The sequence below is a fragment of the Pseudomonas sp. DWRC2-2 genome (genome assembly GCF_049897885.1).
Classification (GTDB): domain Bacteria; phylum Pseudomonadota; class Gammaproteobacteria; order Pseudomonadales; family Pseudomonadaceae; genus Aquipseudomonas; species Aquipseudomonas azotoformans_A.
Genome location: NZ_JAFCXD010000007.1, coordinates 297,314 through 312,869 on the forward strand (window position 1 = coordinate 297,314; position 15,556 = coordinate 312,869).

The following is a 15,556-nucleotide window of genomic DNA, read 5'->3' on the forward strand; positions in this document are numbered from 1 at the left end:
AGGAAACCCTGTTATGCGCCTGAGTGCCAGTGCTATTGCGCTTGTTGTCGGACTGCTGGTCAACCCTGGGGCACAAGCCTCTGAACTGCCACAACGTTGGGTGAGTGCCGGTGGGGCGCTGTCGGAGTGGGTGACGGCCTTGGGCGGTGAGGCGAAATTGGTGGGGGTGGACACCACCAGCCAGCATCCGGAGTCGCTCAAGGCGTTGCCGAGCATTGGCTACCAGAGGCAGTTGTCGGCTGAAGGCATCTTGAGTCTGCGTCCGCAGGTGTTGGTGGGTACTGAAGAAATGGGCCCGCCGCCCATCCTGGCGCAGATCCGTAGCGCAGGTGTGCAGGTGGAGATGTTTTCCGCGCAGCCGGACTTGCCGACGTTGAAGGGCAACCTTCAGCACCTTGGCAAGTTGCTGGGCGCTGAGGCCAGGGCCAACGAATTGTTTACCGGATATGAGCAGGCGCTGGGCCAGCAGAAGCGCTGGGTCGCCAAGGCTCAGACCACCCAAAAGGCCCCCGGCGTATTGCTGTTGCTGGGGCATGCAGGCGGCAAGCCGCTGATCGCGGGCAAAGACACGGCGGCTGACTGGATGTTGCAGCAGGCGGGCGGACGCAACCTGGCGACGCATACTGGCTACAAACCGTTTTCGTTGGAGTCGTTGGCGGGGTTGAGCCCGGATGTGTTGGTGTTTGCGGATCGTGCCCTGACCGGGGATGCGGCGCGTGCCGCACTGTTCAAAGAGAATCCGATCCTGGCTTCCACGCCGGCGGCCAAGGCTGGGCGGGTATTTGAGGTCGATCCTACATTGCTGGTCGGCGGGCTCGGGCCACGTTTACCGCAAAGCCTCGCGGATCTATCTGCCGGGTTCTACCCGTCCCAGGCCAAGCCAGCCCCATGACCACTCTGGTAAAACCGAAGACGCTGTTTGTTGGGCTGGCGCTGTTGTGTGTCTTGGCTATCTGGCTTTCGCTGGCGCTGGGGCCGGTCAGCTTGCCCCTGTTGGATACGCTCAAGGCCGCCTTGCGCTTGATGGGGTTGCCGATTGAGGCGCATGGGCTGGAGCAGGCTGAGCTGATTCTGGGGCAGATCCGGTTGCCGCGCACGTTGCTGGGCTTGGCCGTCGGTGGTGTGTTGGCCTTGTCTGGGGTGGCGATGCAGGGACTGTTCCGCAATCCCTTGGCTGATCCAGGCTTGGTGGGGGTTTCCAGTGGCGCTGCGCTGGGGGCGGCGGTGGCGATTGTCGGGGGGGCGTTTTTCGGCGGTTTGCCGGATGCGTTTGGCCCCTATCTTCTGTCGCTGTGTGCATTCCTGGGTGGGCTGGGTGTGACTGCACTGGTCTATCGACTGGGGCGGCGTAACGGCCAGACCAACGTCGCGACCATGCTGCTTGCCGGCATTGCTCTCACGGCGCTCGCCAGTTCGGCGGTGGGCCTGTTTACCTACCTGGCCGACGACGCCACCCTGCGCACCCTGACCTTTTGGAACCTGGGCAGCCTCAACGGCGCGAGCTATTCGCGGTTATGGCCATTGTTGCTGGTGAGCGCGGGCGTGGCGCTGTGGTTGCCGCGCCGGGCCAAGGCGTTGAATGCCTTGCTGCTGGGTGAGTCGGAGGCCAATCATCTCGGCATCGATGTGGAAGGGCTCAAGCGCGAATTGGTTTTCTGCACGGCGCTGGGCGTCGGGGCAGCGGTGGCTGCCGCGGGCATGATTGGTTTTGTAGGGCTGGTAGTGCCGCATCTGGTGCGTTTGCTGGCAGGGCCGGACCATCGGGTGTTGTTGCCGGCATCTGTTCTGGCAGGTGCGAGCCTGTTGTTGTTTGCCGATCTGGTTGCACGGCTTGCGCTGGCACCGGCTGAGTTGCCGATCGGTATCGTCACTGCATTTATCGGCGCGCCGTTTTTTCTTTACCTGTTGTTGCGGGGGCGTGCCTGATGCTGCGTGTGGAAGACTTGCAGATCCGTCGTGGTCGCAAAACTGTGTTGGCGGATGTCACGCTTGATCTGTTGCCGGGGGAAGTACTCGGCGTGCTGGGCCCCAATGGTGCGGGTAAAAGTACACTGCTCGGTGGATTGTGCGGTGAGCTGCACCCCGACCAAGGCAAGGTGTGGTTGGATCAACGCCCGTTGAACGAGTGGAGTGGTGCGCAGCGGGCGCAGCGCCTGGCGGTATTGCCGCAAAGCTCGACGCTGGACTTTGCTTTCCGTGTCGAAGAGGTAGTCGGCATGGGGCGCTTGCCTCATCAGACCGGGCGAGACCGCGATGACGAGATCATTGAGGCGGCCCTGCAAGCGGCAGATGTCGGCCACTTGAGCGGCCGCAGCTACCTGGCGCTGTCCGGTGGCGAGCGTCAGCGGGTGCACCTGGCACGGGTGCTGGCGCAGTTATGGCCGGGCGAGGCGGGGCAGACGTTGCTGTTGGATGAGCCGACGTCGATGTTGGACCCCCTGCATCAACACACCACCTTGCAAGCCATTCGCACCTTTGCTGATCGAGGGGCGGCGGTGTTGGTGATCCTTCACGACTTGAACCTTGCAGCGCGTTACTGCGATCGGATTCTGCTACTGGGGGCGGGGCGGCCACACGCTTTGGATACGCCGGCGCAGGTGATGCAGCCTGAACCGTTGAAGGCGGTATTTGGACTGGATGTGCTGGTGCAGCCCCATCCGGAACGTGGTCACCCGCTGATCATTGCGCGCTGAAGGCGGCTTTCTTACAGGCAAAAAAAGACCCGGCAAGAGCCGGGTCAAATAACCGTGATTAGCCTGATGAGGAGATAATCTGAGAGTCCGAACCAATGGTCTTTCAGTTATCGGCTGATCTCGCGACCAGTTGTGATAATCATAACGATTCTCATTTGAGAGTCAACATTTGTTTTTGCATGTTCTCTGCGTTTTCTCAAACGCCTGTTCGCAATGCCTGTAAATGCTGGGGTTAATCGACGAGCTAATTCTTCTGGCGTGCCGATAGCGCGTCCAATTGGCGGTTCAACGCTTCCTTGCGCTCGGCAGGAATGTCATTCCAGTGCACATCCATCAAAGCTCCTTCGATCGCATACAACAGCACTTTCGAGGCGCGAAACCCACGCGTCCGGACGGCCCGGTATGCATCGACCGCACCCAGGCGGCGCAAGTCCGACGCACTGTGGATGCCCACCGCATGCAGCCACTGTGCTGACGTCTTGCCGAGGTTTTTCAGGTGTTGCAGCTCATCGTTCATCAAGCCTCCTTGCGACGGCCGAATGGTGCGGTGGGTATCGAGACCAGGCAAGCCTGCAAAGGAGTGTAGCGCTCAGTAGGAAAAGCGTGGTTCTTTAGTCGGAAACGGCCTAAAGCTTATAAGAATGGCGAGGTCAGGCAGGCGGGAAGTCCCCGGCTCGGCTGCGCGAACCGGGGCTTAAGCAGAGGGTTTCAGCGGGTGCGGTAGCGCAGGCGAGTACCGAAATTAACCGACATGAGGATCTCATCGGCGGTCAGCTCTGGTGGGAAGTACGTTCCGGAAATCTGCGCATGGGCCAGGCTGGCGCCTTCCAGTGGGCAGTCGCGCAGGTCCAGGCCGCGCAGGTCGGCGGAGCGGAAGTAGGCATCGGTGAAATCCACGCCAGCGGTGTTCAGCTCACGCAAATCCAGCCCGCGGAAGTCGCCACCGCGCATGTCGATGACCCCGTCTTTCGGGCGTTCCTGGTTGAAGCCACGGATATCGTCTTTATGCAGGAGCGAGTAAAGCGGCGTATCAAGAAGCTTGGGGTGACTCATGACGGCGACTCCTGTTGGTTTTATGACGCCATTATAGTGCCACTATTGCTTGGCCGTGCCCCCTAAGTAGACGACACGACCAAGAAATTTTTCTTACAGACCAGGCAGGCGCTGACGAATATGCGCCACCAGCGCATCGAGGGTGCCACTTTCATTGGTCTCAACCCGTTTGCTGAGGAGTAATTCCTCGGCAGTCAGCGGGTCACGCTTGGCCTGCTGTTCTTCGATAACCGCCAGTGTCGCGTCGGAAGGATCGTTTTTGTCCGCCTGACGTTGTGCCAACCAACTGGCGATAACAGCTTGCGGCGCATTGCAATCCAGGATCAGGAAGGGTGCGCCGGTGGACTCGGCTACTTTGGCCGCTGCATCGCGTTGTTCGCGTTTAAGGAAGGTCGCATCCAGCACCACCGGGTAACCGGCGCGTAGCACGGTATCGGCGATTTCATTCAAGCGTGCGTAAGTTGCCGCACTGGCGTCGGCCGCATAGATGCCGGCCTGTGGCGTGTTTTCCACTTGCTGTTCGCCGAACAGGCGCTTGCGCTCCACATCCGAACGCAGGCGAACGGCGCCCAGGGCTTCCACCAGTCGCATGGACACGTGGCTTTTACCAACGGCCGAAACACCGTGGGTAATGGCCAGGAAGCGCGACGGAATGGTGCTGTAGCTTTCTGCCAGGTTGGCGTAGTTGCGGTATTGGCGCAGGGTCGTGGCGCGTTGCACCGGGCTGGCTTCACTCGGCATGCTGAACAGCGCGATCTTGGCGCGGACCAAGGCGCGATAGGCTTTATAGAAGTTGAGCACTTCCAGGCCCTGATAGTCGCCGGTCAGCTCCAGGTATTGGCTGATAAAGCGGCGAGCCAGGGACTTGAGGCCCCGATCTTCAAGGTCCATGGCCAGGAAGCCGGTGTCGGCATATACATCGGTGAAGCGGAACGGCTCGTTGAACTCAATGCAGTCGAAGATCACCACATGGCCATCAATCAAGGTGGCGTTGCCCAGGTGAATATCACCGTGGCATTCGCGGGTGAAACCGTCTTTTTTACGCTGGGAGAACAGCGGCTTGAGGCGTTCGAAGCTGCTTTCGGCCCAGGCCAGCAGGGCGTCCAGCTGAGCCAGGTCGGCCTTGTCGCTGAGGAACGGACGGATCTGGTCGAAATTCTGGCGAACCGGTGCCATGACTTCATCCGGAGTGCCGGCCGGGTGTTCCTGCGCGACTTTTGGCGCCGTGAGGTGGAAGTGCGCGATTTGCTTGGCCATCTCATCGATGTGCGCGCTGGTCAGTTCACCGTTGGCCTGCAAGGTGCTGAGCAGTTGGCTCTGCGGGAACTGGCGCATTTTCAGCGCGTATTCGACGATCGGGCCATTGCCGCCAAATTGCGGGGCTTCGGCACTGCCGGTGATCGGCAACACTTCAAGATACAAATCTTCGGTCAGGCGCTGGTTGAGGCGCAGTTCTTCGCGGCAGAAGTGGCCGCGCTTTTCCAGGTCGGTGAAGTCGAGAAAGCCAAAGTTCATCGGCTTCTTCAGCTTATAGGCATACGGGCCGGTGAGGACAACCCAGGAAATATGGGTTTCGATGACTTGAAACGCTTCAACCGGGTGAGGGTATAAAGCCGGGTTTTGCAGGGCAGCGATCAGGGACTGGCTCACGGGCGATCCTTCAAAGTCTGGGGAAAAACATGGCGGGCATTATGGCCGCTACGAGCGGTCGTGCAAACCGCTGTCCGGCTCATGTTGATCATCAATAAAGTGCGTATAATCCGCCGCCATGACTCGAACCCGATCTCCCCGTTCCCGTAAAAAACCTCCTTCCCGTGGCCTGCGCCCTTGGCTGGGCTGGGCGCTCAAGCTCGGCCTGGTAGGCCTGGTAGTACTCGCTGGCTTTGCGGTGTATCTCGATGCCGTGGTGCAGGAGAAGTTCTCTGGCAAGCGCTGGACCATTCCGGCCAAGGTGTACGCACGCCCGCTGGAACTGTTCACCGGCCAGAAGCTGAGCAAGGACGACTTCCTTACCGAGCTCGACGCCTTGGGCTACCGCCGCGAACCCGTGAGCAACGGCCCCGGTGCCGCAGCCGTCAGTGGTAACACTGTCGACCTGAATACCCGTGGCTTCCAGTTCTACGAGGGCCTGGAGAAAGCCCAGCCGGTGCGCGTGCGCTTCTCTGGCGATTATGTAGCTGAACTGTCGTCGCTCAACGGTTCAAAGTTGCCGGTGGTTCGCCTCGAACCGCTGATGATTGGCGGCATTTACCCGAAAAACCTTGAAGACCGCATCCTGATCAAGCTCGATCAGGTGCCGCCGTATCTGCTGGAAACCCTGGTTGCCGTAGAAGACCGCGATTTCTACCATCACTGGGGTGTCTCGCCCAAGTCGATCGCCCGCGCAGTCTGGGTGAACACTTCCGGGGGCAAGATGACTCAGGGCGGCAGTACGCTGACGCAACAATTGGTCAAGAACTTCTACCTGACCAACGAGCGCAGCCTGACCCGCAAGCTCACCGAAGCGATGATGGCGATGCTGCTGGAGCTGCACTACAGCAAGCAGGAGATCCTTGAGGCGTACCTCAACGAGGTATTCGTCGGTCAGGATGGCCAGCGCGCCGTGCACGGCTTCGGTTTGGCGAGCCAGTTCTTCTTTGGTCAGCCGCTGTCCGAACTGAAGTTGCACCAAGTGGCGTTGCTGGTGGGCATGGTCAAGGGACCGTCCTACTACAACCCGCGCCGCAATCCTGAGCGTGCGCTGGAGCGTCGCAATCTGGTGCTCGACGTGCTTGAGCAGCAGGGTGTCGCCACCGCTGAGCAAGTCGCCGCGGCCAAGAAAATGCCACTGGGTGTAACCACTCGCGGCAAACTGGCAGACAGCTCCTTCCCAGGCTTTATCGACCTGGTCAAACGCCAACTGCGTGAAGACTACCGCGACGAAGACTTGACCGAAGAAGGCCTGCGGATCTTCACCAGTTTCGACCCGATTCTGCAGATGAAAGCCGAAGCGTCGGTCAATGACACCTTCAAACGCCTGACGGGCCGCAAAGGTTCTGATGAAGTCGAAGCGGCCATGGTGGTGACCAACCCGGAGACCGGTGAAGTACAGGCCATGATCGGCAGCCGTCAGGCTAGCTTTGCCGGCTTCAACCGCGCACTGGATGCGGTGCGGCCGATCGGTTCGCTGGTCAAGCCCGCTGTTTACCTGACCGCCTTGGAAAAACCGAGCAAGTACACCCTGACCAGTTGGTTGTCGGATGATCCGCTGTCGGTCAAAGGGGCTGATGGCCAGGTGTGGACGCCGCAGAACTTCGACCGCCGCTCCCACGGTACGGTATTCCTGTATCAGGGTATTGCGCACTCCTACAACATTTCCACGTCGCGCCTCGGCCTTGAAGTCGGCGTACCGAATGTCCTCAAGACCATCGCGCGGCTGGGCGTCACCCGTGAGTTCCCGGCCTTCCCGTCGGTCCTGCTGGGCGCTGGCGCAATGACGCCGATGGAAGTTGCGACCATGTACCAGACCCTCGCCAACGGTGGCTTCAATACACCGATGCGCGGGATCCGCAGCGTGTTGACCGCCGAGGGCGAGCCGCTCAAACGCTATCCGTTCCAGATTCAGCAGCGGTTTGATGCAGGTTCCATCTACCTGATCCAGAACGCCATGCAGCGCGTGATGCGTGAAGGTACCGGGCGTTCGGTCTACAGCGTGCTGCCAGCGAACCTGACGTTGGCGGGCAAGACCGGCACCAGTAACGATTCGCGTGACAGCTGGTTTGCCGGTTTCGGCCAGGATGTGCTGGCAGTGGTGTGGCTGGGGCGTGACGATAACGGCAAGACGCCATTCACCGGTGCGACCGGTGCGCTGCAGGTCTGGACCAGTTTCATGCGTAAGGCCGACCCGTTGCCGTTGAATATGCCGCAGCCGGATAACATCGTGCAGGCCTGGATCGATCCGCACACCGGGCAGGGCTCCGATGCCAACTGTCCGGGCGCGGTGCAGATGCCGTATATTCGCGGCAGCGAACCGCCACCCGGCGCCGCGTGCGGTGGCAGTGCCCCTGCAGATGCGGAATCGGTGATGGATTGGGTCAAGGGCTGGATGAATTAAGCAAAGAGGGTTTCAAGTGAACAAGTGGTTGTTTCCAGCTATTACAGCTCTGGCTTTGCTCGGCGGTTGCTCCAGCGTGCAGCGCGGCTCCATTCCCGTGGTGGACTCGAGCACGGCCGTCTCCAATAACGATCGGATTTCGGCGAATGGCGGTTTCCGTCAGACCGTGACCAATCGTCCTGCCCAAGCCAAACCACAGGCGGTGCCGCAGGATTCGGGTGTGGTAGTGATGGTGCCAGGCGGTGGCGCAGCGACATCGGCACCGATCAGTGCCGAGCCATGGACCCCAGGGCCAAGCACTTCCGGCCCGATCGATACCACGCCGATCCAGGCGGCCCCGATCAACCAGGGCACCTACAACATGCCATCGACGCCAAGTGGCATTCCATCCTCGTCCAGCGGCAGTGGCCTGTCGGCTGATGAGCAACTGGATGGCCCGGTGCTGGCGTTGTTGACCACTGCCCAGCAACAACAGGCGGGCGGTGATTTGAACGGTGCGTCGTCGAGTCTGGAGCGTGCCCAACGCGTTGCGCCGCGTGAGCCGCAAGTGCTGTATCGCCTGGCCCAGGTACGCATGGCCCAGGGTGATGCGCCGCAGGCGGAGCAGTTCGCCCGTCGCGGGTTGTCCCTCGCCAACGGTCGTCCCGACTTGCAAGCCAGCCTATGGGCTTTGATTGGTGATGCGCGTGCCGCGCAAGGCGATGCTGCCGGTGCTGCCCAGGCGCGCCAGAAAGCCAAGGTCAGCCTCTGATGGATGCACGCTTTCCCGCCATCGCCGAACAGTTGTTGCTGATTGAACGCGAATTGCGCGTGCAGGGCTGGTGGGACGATGCGTCCCCCAGCGCCGAGGCGCTCAGCAGTGTCGAGCCCTTTTCTGTGGATACCCTGGACTTTCACCAGTGGCTGCAATGGATCTTCCTGGTGCGCATGAAGCAGATCCTTGAGCAGGACCTGCCGCTGCCCAACGCCTCGGGCATTCTGGAAATGGCTGAGATGGTCTATGCCGACCGCCCGCAAGAGAGCCTTGGCTTGCGTAATGCGCTGAAAAAGTTCGACCAATTGATCGTCGACGCTCGTTAATTGCCTGACTGCCGGTTTTTCCGGCAGCCTTGCGCACATTTCTACCGCTTGACGACATTCAGGCGAGTTTTATCCCTCCTCAAAGCCCTTTCTCCTACGTTCTCATGCGCTTAGTTGGAAAAAAGCGCAATTATTGCTTGACTTGAAGGGCCTGAAACAGAAGAATCCAAAGTCCGCTGTATCGGGACTGCCAGAAGCAGGCCCGCTCAGCAGATCATGAGGCGCACATCCGCGCCGACCTGTTACACCCGCAACGCGTTACCTCGCGCTGGGTGGGAAAAGCCCGCAACACTTGGGACGATCCCAATACTTGCTCAGTCAGTGCTGACGTAGTCGGCGACCACCGTCGCTCATGCTCTGTTGAGAAGTAAACCTATTAAGACCCGTCGGTTTTCAACGGACGGTATTCTGGCGTTTTAGAGGTGAACAACGTGGAGCTTTTATCTGGTGGTGAGATGCTCGTCCGCTTTTTGCGTGACGAAGGCGTCGACTATATCTACGGGTACCCAGGTGGTGCTCTGCTGCATGTCTACGACGCACTGTTCAAGGAACCGGCTGTTACCCACATCCTGGTTCGCCACGAACAGGCCGCGACCCATATGGCTGACGGTTACGCCCGTGCCACCGGTAAAGCCGGCGTGGTACTGGTAACGTCCGGGCCAGGCGCAACCAATGCCATTACCGGCATCGCGACTGCGTATATGGACTCCATCCCGATGGTGATCATTTCCGGCCAGGTGCCTAGCACCATGGTAGGCACCGATGCATTCCAGGAAACCGACATGATCGGTATCTCCCGGCCGATCGTGAAACACAGCTTCATGATCAAGCATCCCTCGGAAATCCCGGAAGTCATGAAAAAGGCTTTCTACCTCGCACAGTCCGGTCGTCCGGGCCCTGTTGTGGTCGATATCCCGAAAGACATGACCAACCCGGCGGAAAAATTCGAATACATCTTCCCGAAGAAAGCCAAGCTGCGTTCCTACAGCCCGGCCGTGCGTGGGCACTCGGGGCAAATCCGCAAGGCGGCAGAAATGCTCCTGGCGGCCAAGCGTCCTGTGTTGTACTCGGGCGGTGGCGTGATTCTGGGCGGCGGTTCCGCACCTTTGACCGAATTGGCCAAGCTGCTCAACCTGCCGGTGACCAACACCTTGATGGGCCTTGGCGCATTCCCGGGCACCGACCGTCAGTTCGTCGGCATGCTCGGCATGCACGGCAGCTACACCGCCAACCTGACCATGCACCACGCTGACGTGATCCTGGCGGTGGGCGCACGTTTCGATGACCGAGTAATCAACGGCGCGAGCAAATTCTGCCCGAATGCCAAGATCATCCACATCGACATCGACCCGGCATCCATCTCCAAGACCATCAAGGCCGACGTGCCGATCGTAGGTCCTGTGGAAAGCGTATTGACCGAAATGGTTGCCGCGCTCAAGGACATCGGCGAGACGCCGAACAAGGAATCCGTCGCCAGTTGGTGGAAGCAGATCGACGAATGGCGCGGTGATCGTGGCCTGTTCCCTTACGACAAGGGCGACGGCAGCATCATCAAGCCACAAACCGTGATCGAGACCCTGTGCGAAGTGACCAAGGGCGACGCCTTTGTGACCTCCGACGTGGGCCAGCACCAGATGTTCGCCGCGCAGTACTACAAGTTCGACAAGCCTAACCGCTGGATCAACTCCGGTGGCCTGGGCACGATGGGCTTTGGTTTTCCTGCGGCCATGGGCGTGAAACTGAGCTTCCCGGACACCGACGTCGCGTGCGTCACCGGTGAGGGCAGCATTCAGATGAACATCCAGGAACTGTCGACGTGCCTGCAGTACGGCCTTCCGGTGAAGATCGTCTGCTTGAACAACGGCGTGCTGGGCATGGTTCGTCAATGGCAGGACATGAGCTACAACAGCCGTCACTCCCACTCCTACATGGAATCGTTGCCGGATTTCGTAAAGTTGGTTGAAGCCTATGGCCACGTCGGCATTCGCATCACCGATTTGAAAGATCTGAAGCCGAAGATGGAAGAGGCGTTCGCCATGAAGGACCGCCTGGTGTTCATCGATATTCAGGTGGATACCAGCGAGCACGTCTACCCGATGCAGATCAAAGACGGCTCTATGCGCGACATGTGGCTGAACAAGACGGAGCGTACTTAATCATGCGGCATATTATCTCCCTGCTTCTGGAGAACGAACCCGGCGCTCTGTCTCGTGTTGTCGGTCTGTTTTCGCAACGCAACTACAACATCGAAAGCCTGACCGTGGCTCCGACCGAAGACCCGACTCTGTCGCGCCTGACGTTGACCACTGTGGGCCACGATGAGGTGATCGAACAGATCACCAAGAACCTCAACAAGCTGATCGAAGTGGTCAAGCTGGTCGACCTGTCGGAAAGTGCCCACATTGAGCGCGAGCTGATGCTGGTTAAAGTCAAGGCCACGGGTGCCCAACGTGCCGAGATCAAGCGCACTACCGATATTTATCGCGGGCAGATCGTCGATGTGAGCGCCAGCGTTTATACCGTTCAACTGACCGGTACAAGCGACAAGCTGGACAGCTTCATCCAGTCGATCGGGACGGCCTCGATTCTGGAAACGGTACGCAGTGGTGTCACCGGGATTGCCCGTGGCGACAAAGTACTCAGCATCTAACCCAAATTAGTGAATGGCCTTACGGCCTGGATATATAGAGGAACCTCATGAAAGTTTATTACGATAAAGATTGTGACCTGTCGATCATCCAGGGCAAGAAAGTCGCCATCATCGGCTACGGCTCCCAAGGTCACGCGCAAGCTTGCAACCTGAAAGATTCCGGCGTTGACGTGACTGTTGGCCTGCGCAAAGGCTCGGCCACTGTTGCCAAGGCTGAGGCCCACGGCCTGAAAGTGACTGACGTTGCTTCCGCCGTTGCTGCTGCAGACCTGGTCATGATCCTGACCCCGGACGAGTTCCAGTCCGCGCTGTACAAGAACGAAATCGAGCCGAACATCAAGAAGGGCGCCACCCTGGCCTTCTCCCACGGCTTCGCGATCCACTACAACCAGGTTGTGCCGCGCGCTGACCTCGACGTGATCATGATCGCGCCGAAAGCACCGGGCCACACCGTGCGTTCCGAGTTCGTCAAAGGCGGCGGCATCCCTGACCTGATCGCGATCTACCAGGACGCATCGGGCAACGCCAAGAACGTGGCACTGTCCTACGCTGCTGGCGTCGGTGGCGGTCGTACCGGCATCATCGAAACCACCTTCAAAGACGAGACTGAAACCGACCTGTTCGGCGAGCAAGCTGTTCTGTGCGGCGGTACCGTTGAACTGGTAAAAGCCGGTTTCGAGACCCTGGTTGAAGCCGGCTACGCGCCGGAAATGGCCTACTTCGAGTGCCTGCACGAACTGAAGCTGATCGTTGACCTCATGTACGAAGGCGGTATCGCCAACATGAACTACTCGATCTCCAACAACGCTGAGTACGGCGAATACGTGACTGGCCCGGAAGTGATCAACGCCGAGTCCCGTCAGGCCATGCGCAACGCCCTGAAACGTATTCAGGACGGCGAATACGCCAAAATGTTCATCAGCGAAGGCGCTACCGGCTACCCTTCGATGACCGCCAAGCGTCGTAACAACGCCGCTCACGGTATCGAAGTCATCGGCGAGCAACTGCGCTCCATGATGCCGTGGATCGGTGCCAACAAGATCGTCGACAAAGCCAAAAACTAAGTCGTACGTGTCAACGGAAAACGCGGCTTAGGCCGCGTTTTTTCGTTTGGGGGGCGGGTTCTGGTATAAAGCTGCATCGTTTGCGGGCGAACACGCGCCGCAAGTATTTGTCGAATTCTTTTCACACCGTTGCAAGGTAAAGTCCATGAGCGAACGTCCCGAAGAGCCAAACCAGGCTCCTGACGCCGAAAGCCTGCTGCCGATCGATGAACATGTCGAAGAAGGGCATGACGCTGAAGGCCGCAAGGTCCGGCATCGTGGCATCTATCTTTTGCCCAACCTGTTCACCACGGCGAACCTGTTTGCCGGGTTCTACTCCATCATCAACTCCATGAGCGCCCAAAGCGCACTGGCGGCAGGTGATGCGGCGAGTGCCAGCAAGTATTTCGGCTTTGCTGCCATCGCCATTTTTGTTGCCATGGTGCTCGACGGCCTGGATGGTCGTGTTGCGCGCATGACCAATACGCAAAGTGCCTTCGGTGCCGAGTACGACTCGTTGTCGGACATGGTCGCGTTTGGTGTTGCGCCCGCGTTGCTGGCATTTGCCTGGGCGCTGGGTGACATGGGCAAGGTCGGTTGGATGGTTGCCTTCATCTATGTCGCGGGTGCTGCGTTGCGCCTGGCGCGCTTCAATACCCAGGTGGGGACTGCCGATAAGCGTTACTTCATCGGTCTGGCCAGCCCGGCCGCTGCGGGTGTGGTGGCAGGTATTGTCTGGGCATTCAGCGATTACGGCATCCAGGGTTCGAAGATGTCGTTCCTGGTAGCCTTGATGGTGGCTGCGGCCGGCATGCTGATGGTCAGCAACATCAAGTACAACAGCTTCAAGGAACTGGACTTGAAGGGGCGTGTGCCTTTCGTGGCGATTCTGGCAGTGGTGCTGGTGTTCGCCGTGGTGTTCAGCGATCCGCCGCGCATTCTACTGCTGGCGTTCCTGGTCTACGCCGCTTCAGGTCCGGTTCAGTACTTGCTGCACCTGCGCCGCGACAAAACATTGCCTTAATGTAATTTCCCCCATACTCCGCAGTCTATTGGTGCATCAGTTCTCCAATGCTGCGGAGTTGCCATGTTAATCAAATTGCCAAAAGCGTCCGATTGCCACGAATCGGACGTCACACCTGAATCCTTCTACCTCTCTCGCCGTAGCTTGCTCGGTGGTGCGCTTGCTGGCATCGCAGCCAGCAGCCTGCCGCGTTGGGCGAGTGCCGATGAGGCCGCGCGTTACGCTGATGTTGAACCGGGCAAGGCGCCGAATTGGTTTACCGAGAAACTGCCGGGAACGAAATGGCAGGCGATCACGGTAAAGGACGAAGCGATCACGCCGTTCAAGGATGCGACCCACTACAACAACTTCTATGAGTTCGGTACAGGTAAGGGCGACCCGGCAACCAATGCGGGCTCACTCAAGACCGAGCCTTGGAGCGTGGTGATTGATGGTGAAGTTGCGAAGCCAGGCCGTTATGCCCTGGAAGACTTCATGAAGCCGTATCAGTTAGAAGAGCGTATCTACCGTCTGCGCTGCGTCGAAGCGTGGTCGATGGTTATTCCATGGATCGGTTTTCCGATCTCGGCGTTGCTCAAACAGGTTGAGCCGACTTCCAAGGCCAAATACATTCGTTTTGAAACGCTCCAGGATCCCAAGAGCATGCCGGGGCAGCGTTCGAGTTTTGGCTTGATTGATTGGCCTTATGTAGAGGGGCTGCGACTGGATGAGGCGATGAACCCCCTGGCGATCCTCGCTGTGGGGATGTATGGGCGTGAATTGCCTAACCAAAATGGCGCGCCGCTGCGGTTGGTCGTGCCATGGAAGTATGGCTTCAAGAGTGTGAAGTCGATTGTTCGCATCAGCCTTGTAAGCGAGCAGCCGAAAACCACCTGGCAGAGCATTGCAGCGGACGAATATGGTTTTTATGCGAATGTGAACCCTACGGTTGACCATCCGCGCTGGACTCAAGCGCGGGAGCGTCGTCTGCCGAGTGGGTTGTTCAGTCCCAATGTGCGCGAGACGCAGATGTTCAATGGCTACTCGGATGAGGTGGCCTCTCTTTATACCGATCTCGACCTGCGGAAGAATTACTGATGCGCTACCCGATCTGGCGTATTGGCGTCTTTATAGCGGCGGCGGTTTGGCCGTTGTTCTGGCTATATGAAGCTTGGAGTTCTGTCCTGGGGCCGGATCCGGGCAAGGTGTTGGTTGATCGGCTGGGTCTCGGTACGTTGATACTGTTGTTGATCACCCTGGCAATGACACCGTTGCAGAAGCTTAGCGGTTGGGCGGGGTGGATTGCGGTACGCCGGCAGCTTGGGCTGTGGTGCTTTGCTTATGTCGTGCTGCATCTGGCTGCTTATTGTGTGTTTGTGCTTGGGTTGGATTGGTCGCAACTGGGTGTGGAGCTGCGCAAGCGGCCTTATATAATTGTCGGGGCGTTGGGTTTCCTGTCGCTGTTGGTACTGGCGGTGACGTCGAATCGTTACAGTCAACGCCGATTGGGCAGTCGCTGGAAGAAGCTGCATCGTCTGGTGTACGTGATTCTGGGGCTTGGCTTGCTTCACATGTTGTGGATTGTGCGGGCGGATCTCAAGGAATGGGCTATCTATGCCTCTATAGGTGCGCTGCTCCTGGTGCTACGGATCCCGCCTGTAATGCGCCGAATTCCGCGCCTTATTACGAAAAAGCCACTTTCTGCAACAAAAGCGTAATTAACGGTTGACGGCGAATTGTAACTGTCTATAATTCGCCCCACTTCCGGTGCAGTCGAAATGGAAAACTCCTTGGTAAACAATGAGTTATGTAGGTTTCGGCAGCAGGTTGCTTCAGTTCATCGAAGCCAGAAGGAAGTTGAAAAAGAGGTGTTGACAGCAGCGTGTAACGCTGTAGAATTCGCCTCCCGCTGACGAGAGATCGGAAGCGCAAGTGGTTGAA

General features: G+C 58.9%; 15 protein-coding genes. 12 read left to right on the forward strand and 3 right to left on the reverse strand.

The window, feature by feature from the left end:
* Positions 1-13 precede the first annotated feature (13 nt).
* The 3 genes from ACP7EW_RS27435 to ACP7EW_RS27445 are packed head-to-tail and all read left to right on the forward strand — an operon-like array spanning position 14 to position 2,693.
* On the forward strand, positions 14-892 hold the full coding sequence (locus tag ACP7EW_RS27435; RefSeq protein ID WP_426221169.1) for a heme/hemin ABC transporter substrate-binding protein: 879 nt from the start codon (positions 14-16) through the stop codon (positions 890-892).
* Positions 889-1,926: a FecCD family ABC transporter permease gene (locus tag ACP7EW_RS27440; protein ID WP_426221171.1), complete on the forward strand. Its 1,038-nt coding sequence runs from the start codon at positions 889-891 to the stop codon at positions 1,924-1,926. The genes ACP7EW_RS27435 and ACP7EW_RS27440 overlap by 4 nt, the downstream gene beginning before the upstream one ends.
* Complete coding sequence (locus ACP7EW_RS27445) at positions 1,926-2,693, forward strand: heme ABC transporter ATP-binding protein (protein ID WP_426221173.1); 768 nt, start codon at positions 1,926-1,928, stop codon at positions 2,691-2,693. The genes ACP7EW_RS27440 and ACP7EW_RS27445 overlap by 1 nt, the downstream gene beginning before the upstream one ends.
* A gap of 244 nt (positions 2,694-2,937) precedes the next feature.
* On the opposite strand, the gene ACP7EW_RS27450 is transcribed toward ACP7EW_RS27445, so the two are convergent.
* From ACP7EW_RS27450 to ACP7EW_RS27460, 3 genes are all read right to left on the reverse strand, one after another.
* On the reverse strand, positions 2,938-3,210 hold the full coding sequence (locus tag ACP7EW_RS27450) for a TfoX/Sxy family protein (protein WP_010206563.1): 273 nt from the start codon (positions 3,208-3,210) through the stop codon (positions 2,938-2,940).
* 191 nt (positions 3,211-3,401) lie between these two features.
* Positions 3,402-3,746 carry a pentapeptide repeat-containing protein gene (locus ACP7EW_RS27455; RefSeq protein ID WP_016976848.1) on the reverse strand — a complete coding sequence of 115 codons (345 nt, stop codon included), beginning with the start codon at positions 3,744-3,746 and terminating at the stop codon, positions 3,402-3,404.
* A 93-nt stretch (positions 3,747-3,839) separates the two neighbouring features.
* On the reverse strand, positions 3,840-5,396 hold the full coding sequence (locus ACP7EW_RS27460; protein WP_426221175.1) for a bifunctional aminoglycoside phosphotransferase/ATP-binding protein: 1,557 nt from the start codon (positions 5,394-5,396) through the stop codon (positions 3,840-3,842).
* Positions 5,397-5,514: 118 nt separating this feature from the next.
* Here ACP7EW_RS27460 and mrcB point away from each other — a divergent pair, with 118 nt between their 5' ends.
* The 9 genes from mrcB (at position 5,515) to msrQ (ending at position 15,333) form a co-directional block, all read left to right on the forward strand.
* Positions 5,515-7,839, forward strand: coding sequence for a penicillin-binding protein 1B (gene mrcB, locus ACP7EW_RS27465; protein WP_426221177.1), 2,325 nt, complete (start codon positions 5,515-5,517; stop codon positions 7,837-7,839).
* Between the two features lie 16 nt (positions 7,840-7,855).
* Positions 7,856-8,590 carry a tetratricopeptide repeat protein gene (locus ACP7EW_RS27470; protein WP_177075235.1) on the forward strand — a complete coding sequence of 245 codons (735 nt, stop codon included), beginning with the start codon at positions 7,856-7,858 and terminating at the stop codon, positions 8,588-8,590.
* Positions 8,590-8,919 carry a YqcC family protein gene (locus ACP7EW_RS27475; protein ID WP_269132032.1) on the forward strand — a complete coding sequence of 110 codons (330 nt, stop codon included), beginning with the start codon at positions 8,590-8,592 and terminating at the stop codon, positions 8,917-8,919. Before ACP7EW_RS27470 ends, ACP7EW_RS27475 begins: the two co-directional genes overlap by 1 nt.
* Before the next feature lie 431 nt (positions 8,920-9,350).
* Complete coding sequence (locus tag ACP7EW_RS27480; RefSeq protein WP_038844180.1) at positions 9,351-11,075, forward strand: acetolactate synthase 3 large subunit; 1,725 nt, start codon at positions 9,351-9,353, stop codon at positions 11,073-11,075.
* Positions 11,076-11,077: 2 nt separating this feature from the next.
* The gene (gene ilvN / locus ACP7EW_RS27485) at positions 11,078-11,569 is read left to right on the forward strand and encodes an acetolactate synthase small subunit (RefSeq protein ID WP_003176102.1); all 492 of its coding nucleotides are present in this window, start codon (positions 11,078-11,080) and stop codon (positions 11,567-11,569) included.
* 47 nt (positions 11,570-11,616) lie between these two features.
* On the forward strand, positions 11,617-12,633 hold the full coding sequence (gene ilvC / locus ACP7EW_RS27490) for a ketol-acid reductoisomerase (protein WP_003176099.1): 1,017 nt from the start codon (positions 11,617-11,619) through the stop codon (positions 12,631-12,633).
* Positions 12,634-12,778: 145 nt separating this feature from the next.
* Positions 12,779-13,636: a CDP-diacylglycerol--serine O-phosphatidyltransferase gene (pssA, locus tag ACP7EW_RS27495; protein ID WP_016976855.1), complete on the forward strand. Its 858-nt coding sequence runs from the start codon at positions 12,779-12,781 to the stop codon at positions 13,634-13,636.
* Positions 13,637-13,699: 63 nt separating this feature from the next.
* On the forward strand, positions 13,700-14,713 hold the full coding sequence (msrP, locus tag ACP7EW_RS27500; RefSeq protein ID WP_033898303.1) for a protein-methionine-sulfoxide reductase catalytic subunit MsrP: 1,014 nt from the start codon (positions 13,700-13,702) through the stop codon (positions 14,711-14,713).
* Positions 14,713-15,333, forward strand: coding sequence for a protein-methionine-sulfoxide reductase heme-binding subunit MsrQ (gene msrQ, locus ACP7EW_RS27505; protein WP_426221180.1), 621 nt, complete (start codon positions 14,713-14,715; stop codon positions 15,331-15,333). The genes msrP and msrQ overlap by 1 nt, the downstream gene beginning before the upstream one ends.
* Positions 15,334-15,556: the final 223 nt, after the last annotated feature.

Excerpts from the sequence above, each read along its gene's own strand:
- msrQ (WP_426221180.1), top strand. The coding sequence starts at position 14,713 with ATGCGCTACCCGATCTGGCGTATTGGCGTCTTTATAGCGGCGGCGGTT.
- pssA (WP_016976855.1), top strand. The coding sequence starts at position 12,779 with ATGAGCGAACGTCCCGAAGAGCCAAACCAGGCTCCTGACGCCGAAAGC.
- ACP7EW_RS27455 (WP_016976848.1), bottom strand. The coding sequence starts at position 3,746 with ATGAGTCACCCCAAGCTTCTTGATACGCCGCTTTACTCGCTCCTGCAT.
- ACP7EW_RS27435 (WP_426221169.1), top strand. The coding sequence starts at position 14 with ATGCGCCTGAGTGCCAGTGCTATTGCGCTTGTTGTCGGACTGCTGGTC.
- mrcB (WP_426221177.1), top strand. The coding sequence starts at position 5,515 with ATGACTCGAACCCGATCTCCCCGTTCCCGTAAAAAACCTCCTTCCCGT.
- ilvC (WP_003176099.1), top strand. The coding sequence starts at position 11,617 with ATGAAAGTTTATTACGATAAAGATTGTGACCTGTCGATCATCCAGGGC.
- msrP (WP_033898303.1), top strand. The coding sequence starts at position 13,700 with ATGTTAATCAAATTGCCAAAAGCGTCCGATTGCCACGAATCGGACGTC.
- ilvN (WP_003176102.1), top strand. The coding sequence starts at position 11,078 with ATGCGGCATATTATCTCCCTGCTTCTGGAGAACGAACCCGGCGCTCTG.
- ACP7EW_RS27475 (WP_269132032.1), top strand. The coding sequence starts at position 8,590 with ATGGATGCACGCTTTCCCGCCATCGCCGAACAGTTGTTGCTGATTGAA.
- ACP7EW_RS27445 (WP_426221173.1), top strand. The coding sequence starts at position 1,926 with ATGCTGCGTGTGGAAGACTTGCAGATCCGTCGTGGTCGCAAAACTGTG.
- ACP7EW_RS27440 (WP_426221171.1), top strand. The coding sequence starts at position 889 with ATGACCACTCTGGTAAAACCGAAGACGCTGTTTGTTGGGCTGGCGCTG.
- ACP7EW_RS27450 (WP_010206563.1), bottom strand. The coding sequence starts at position 3,210 with ATGAACGATGAGCTGCAACACCTGAAAAACCTCGGCAAGACGTCAGCA.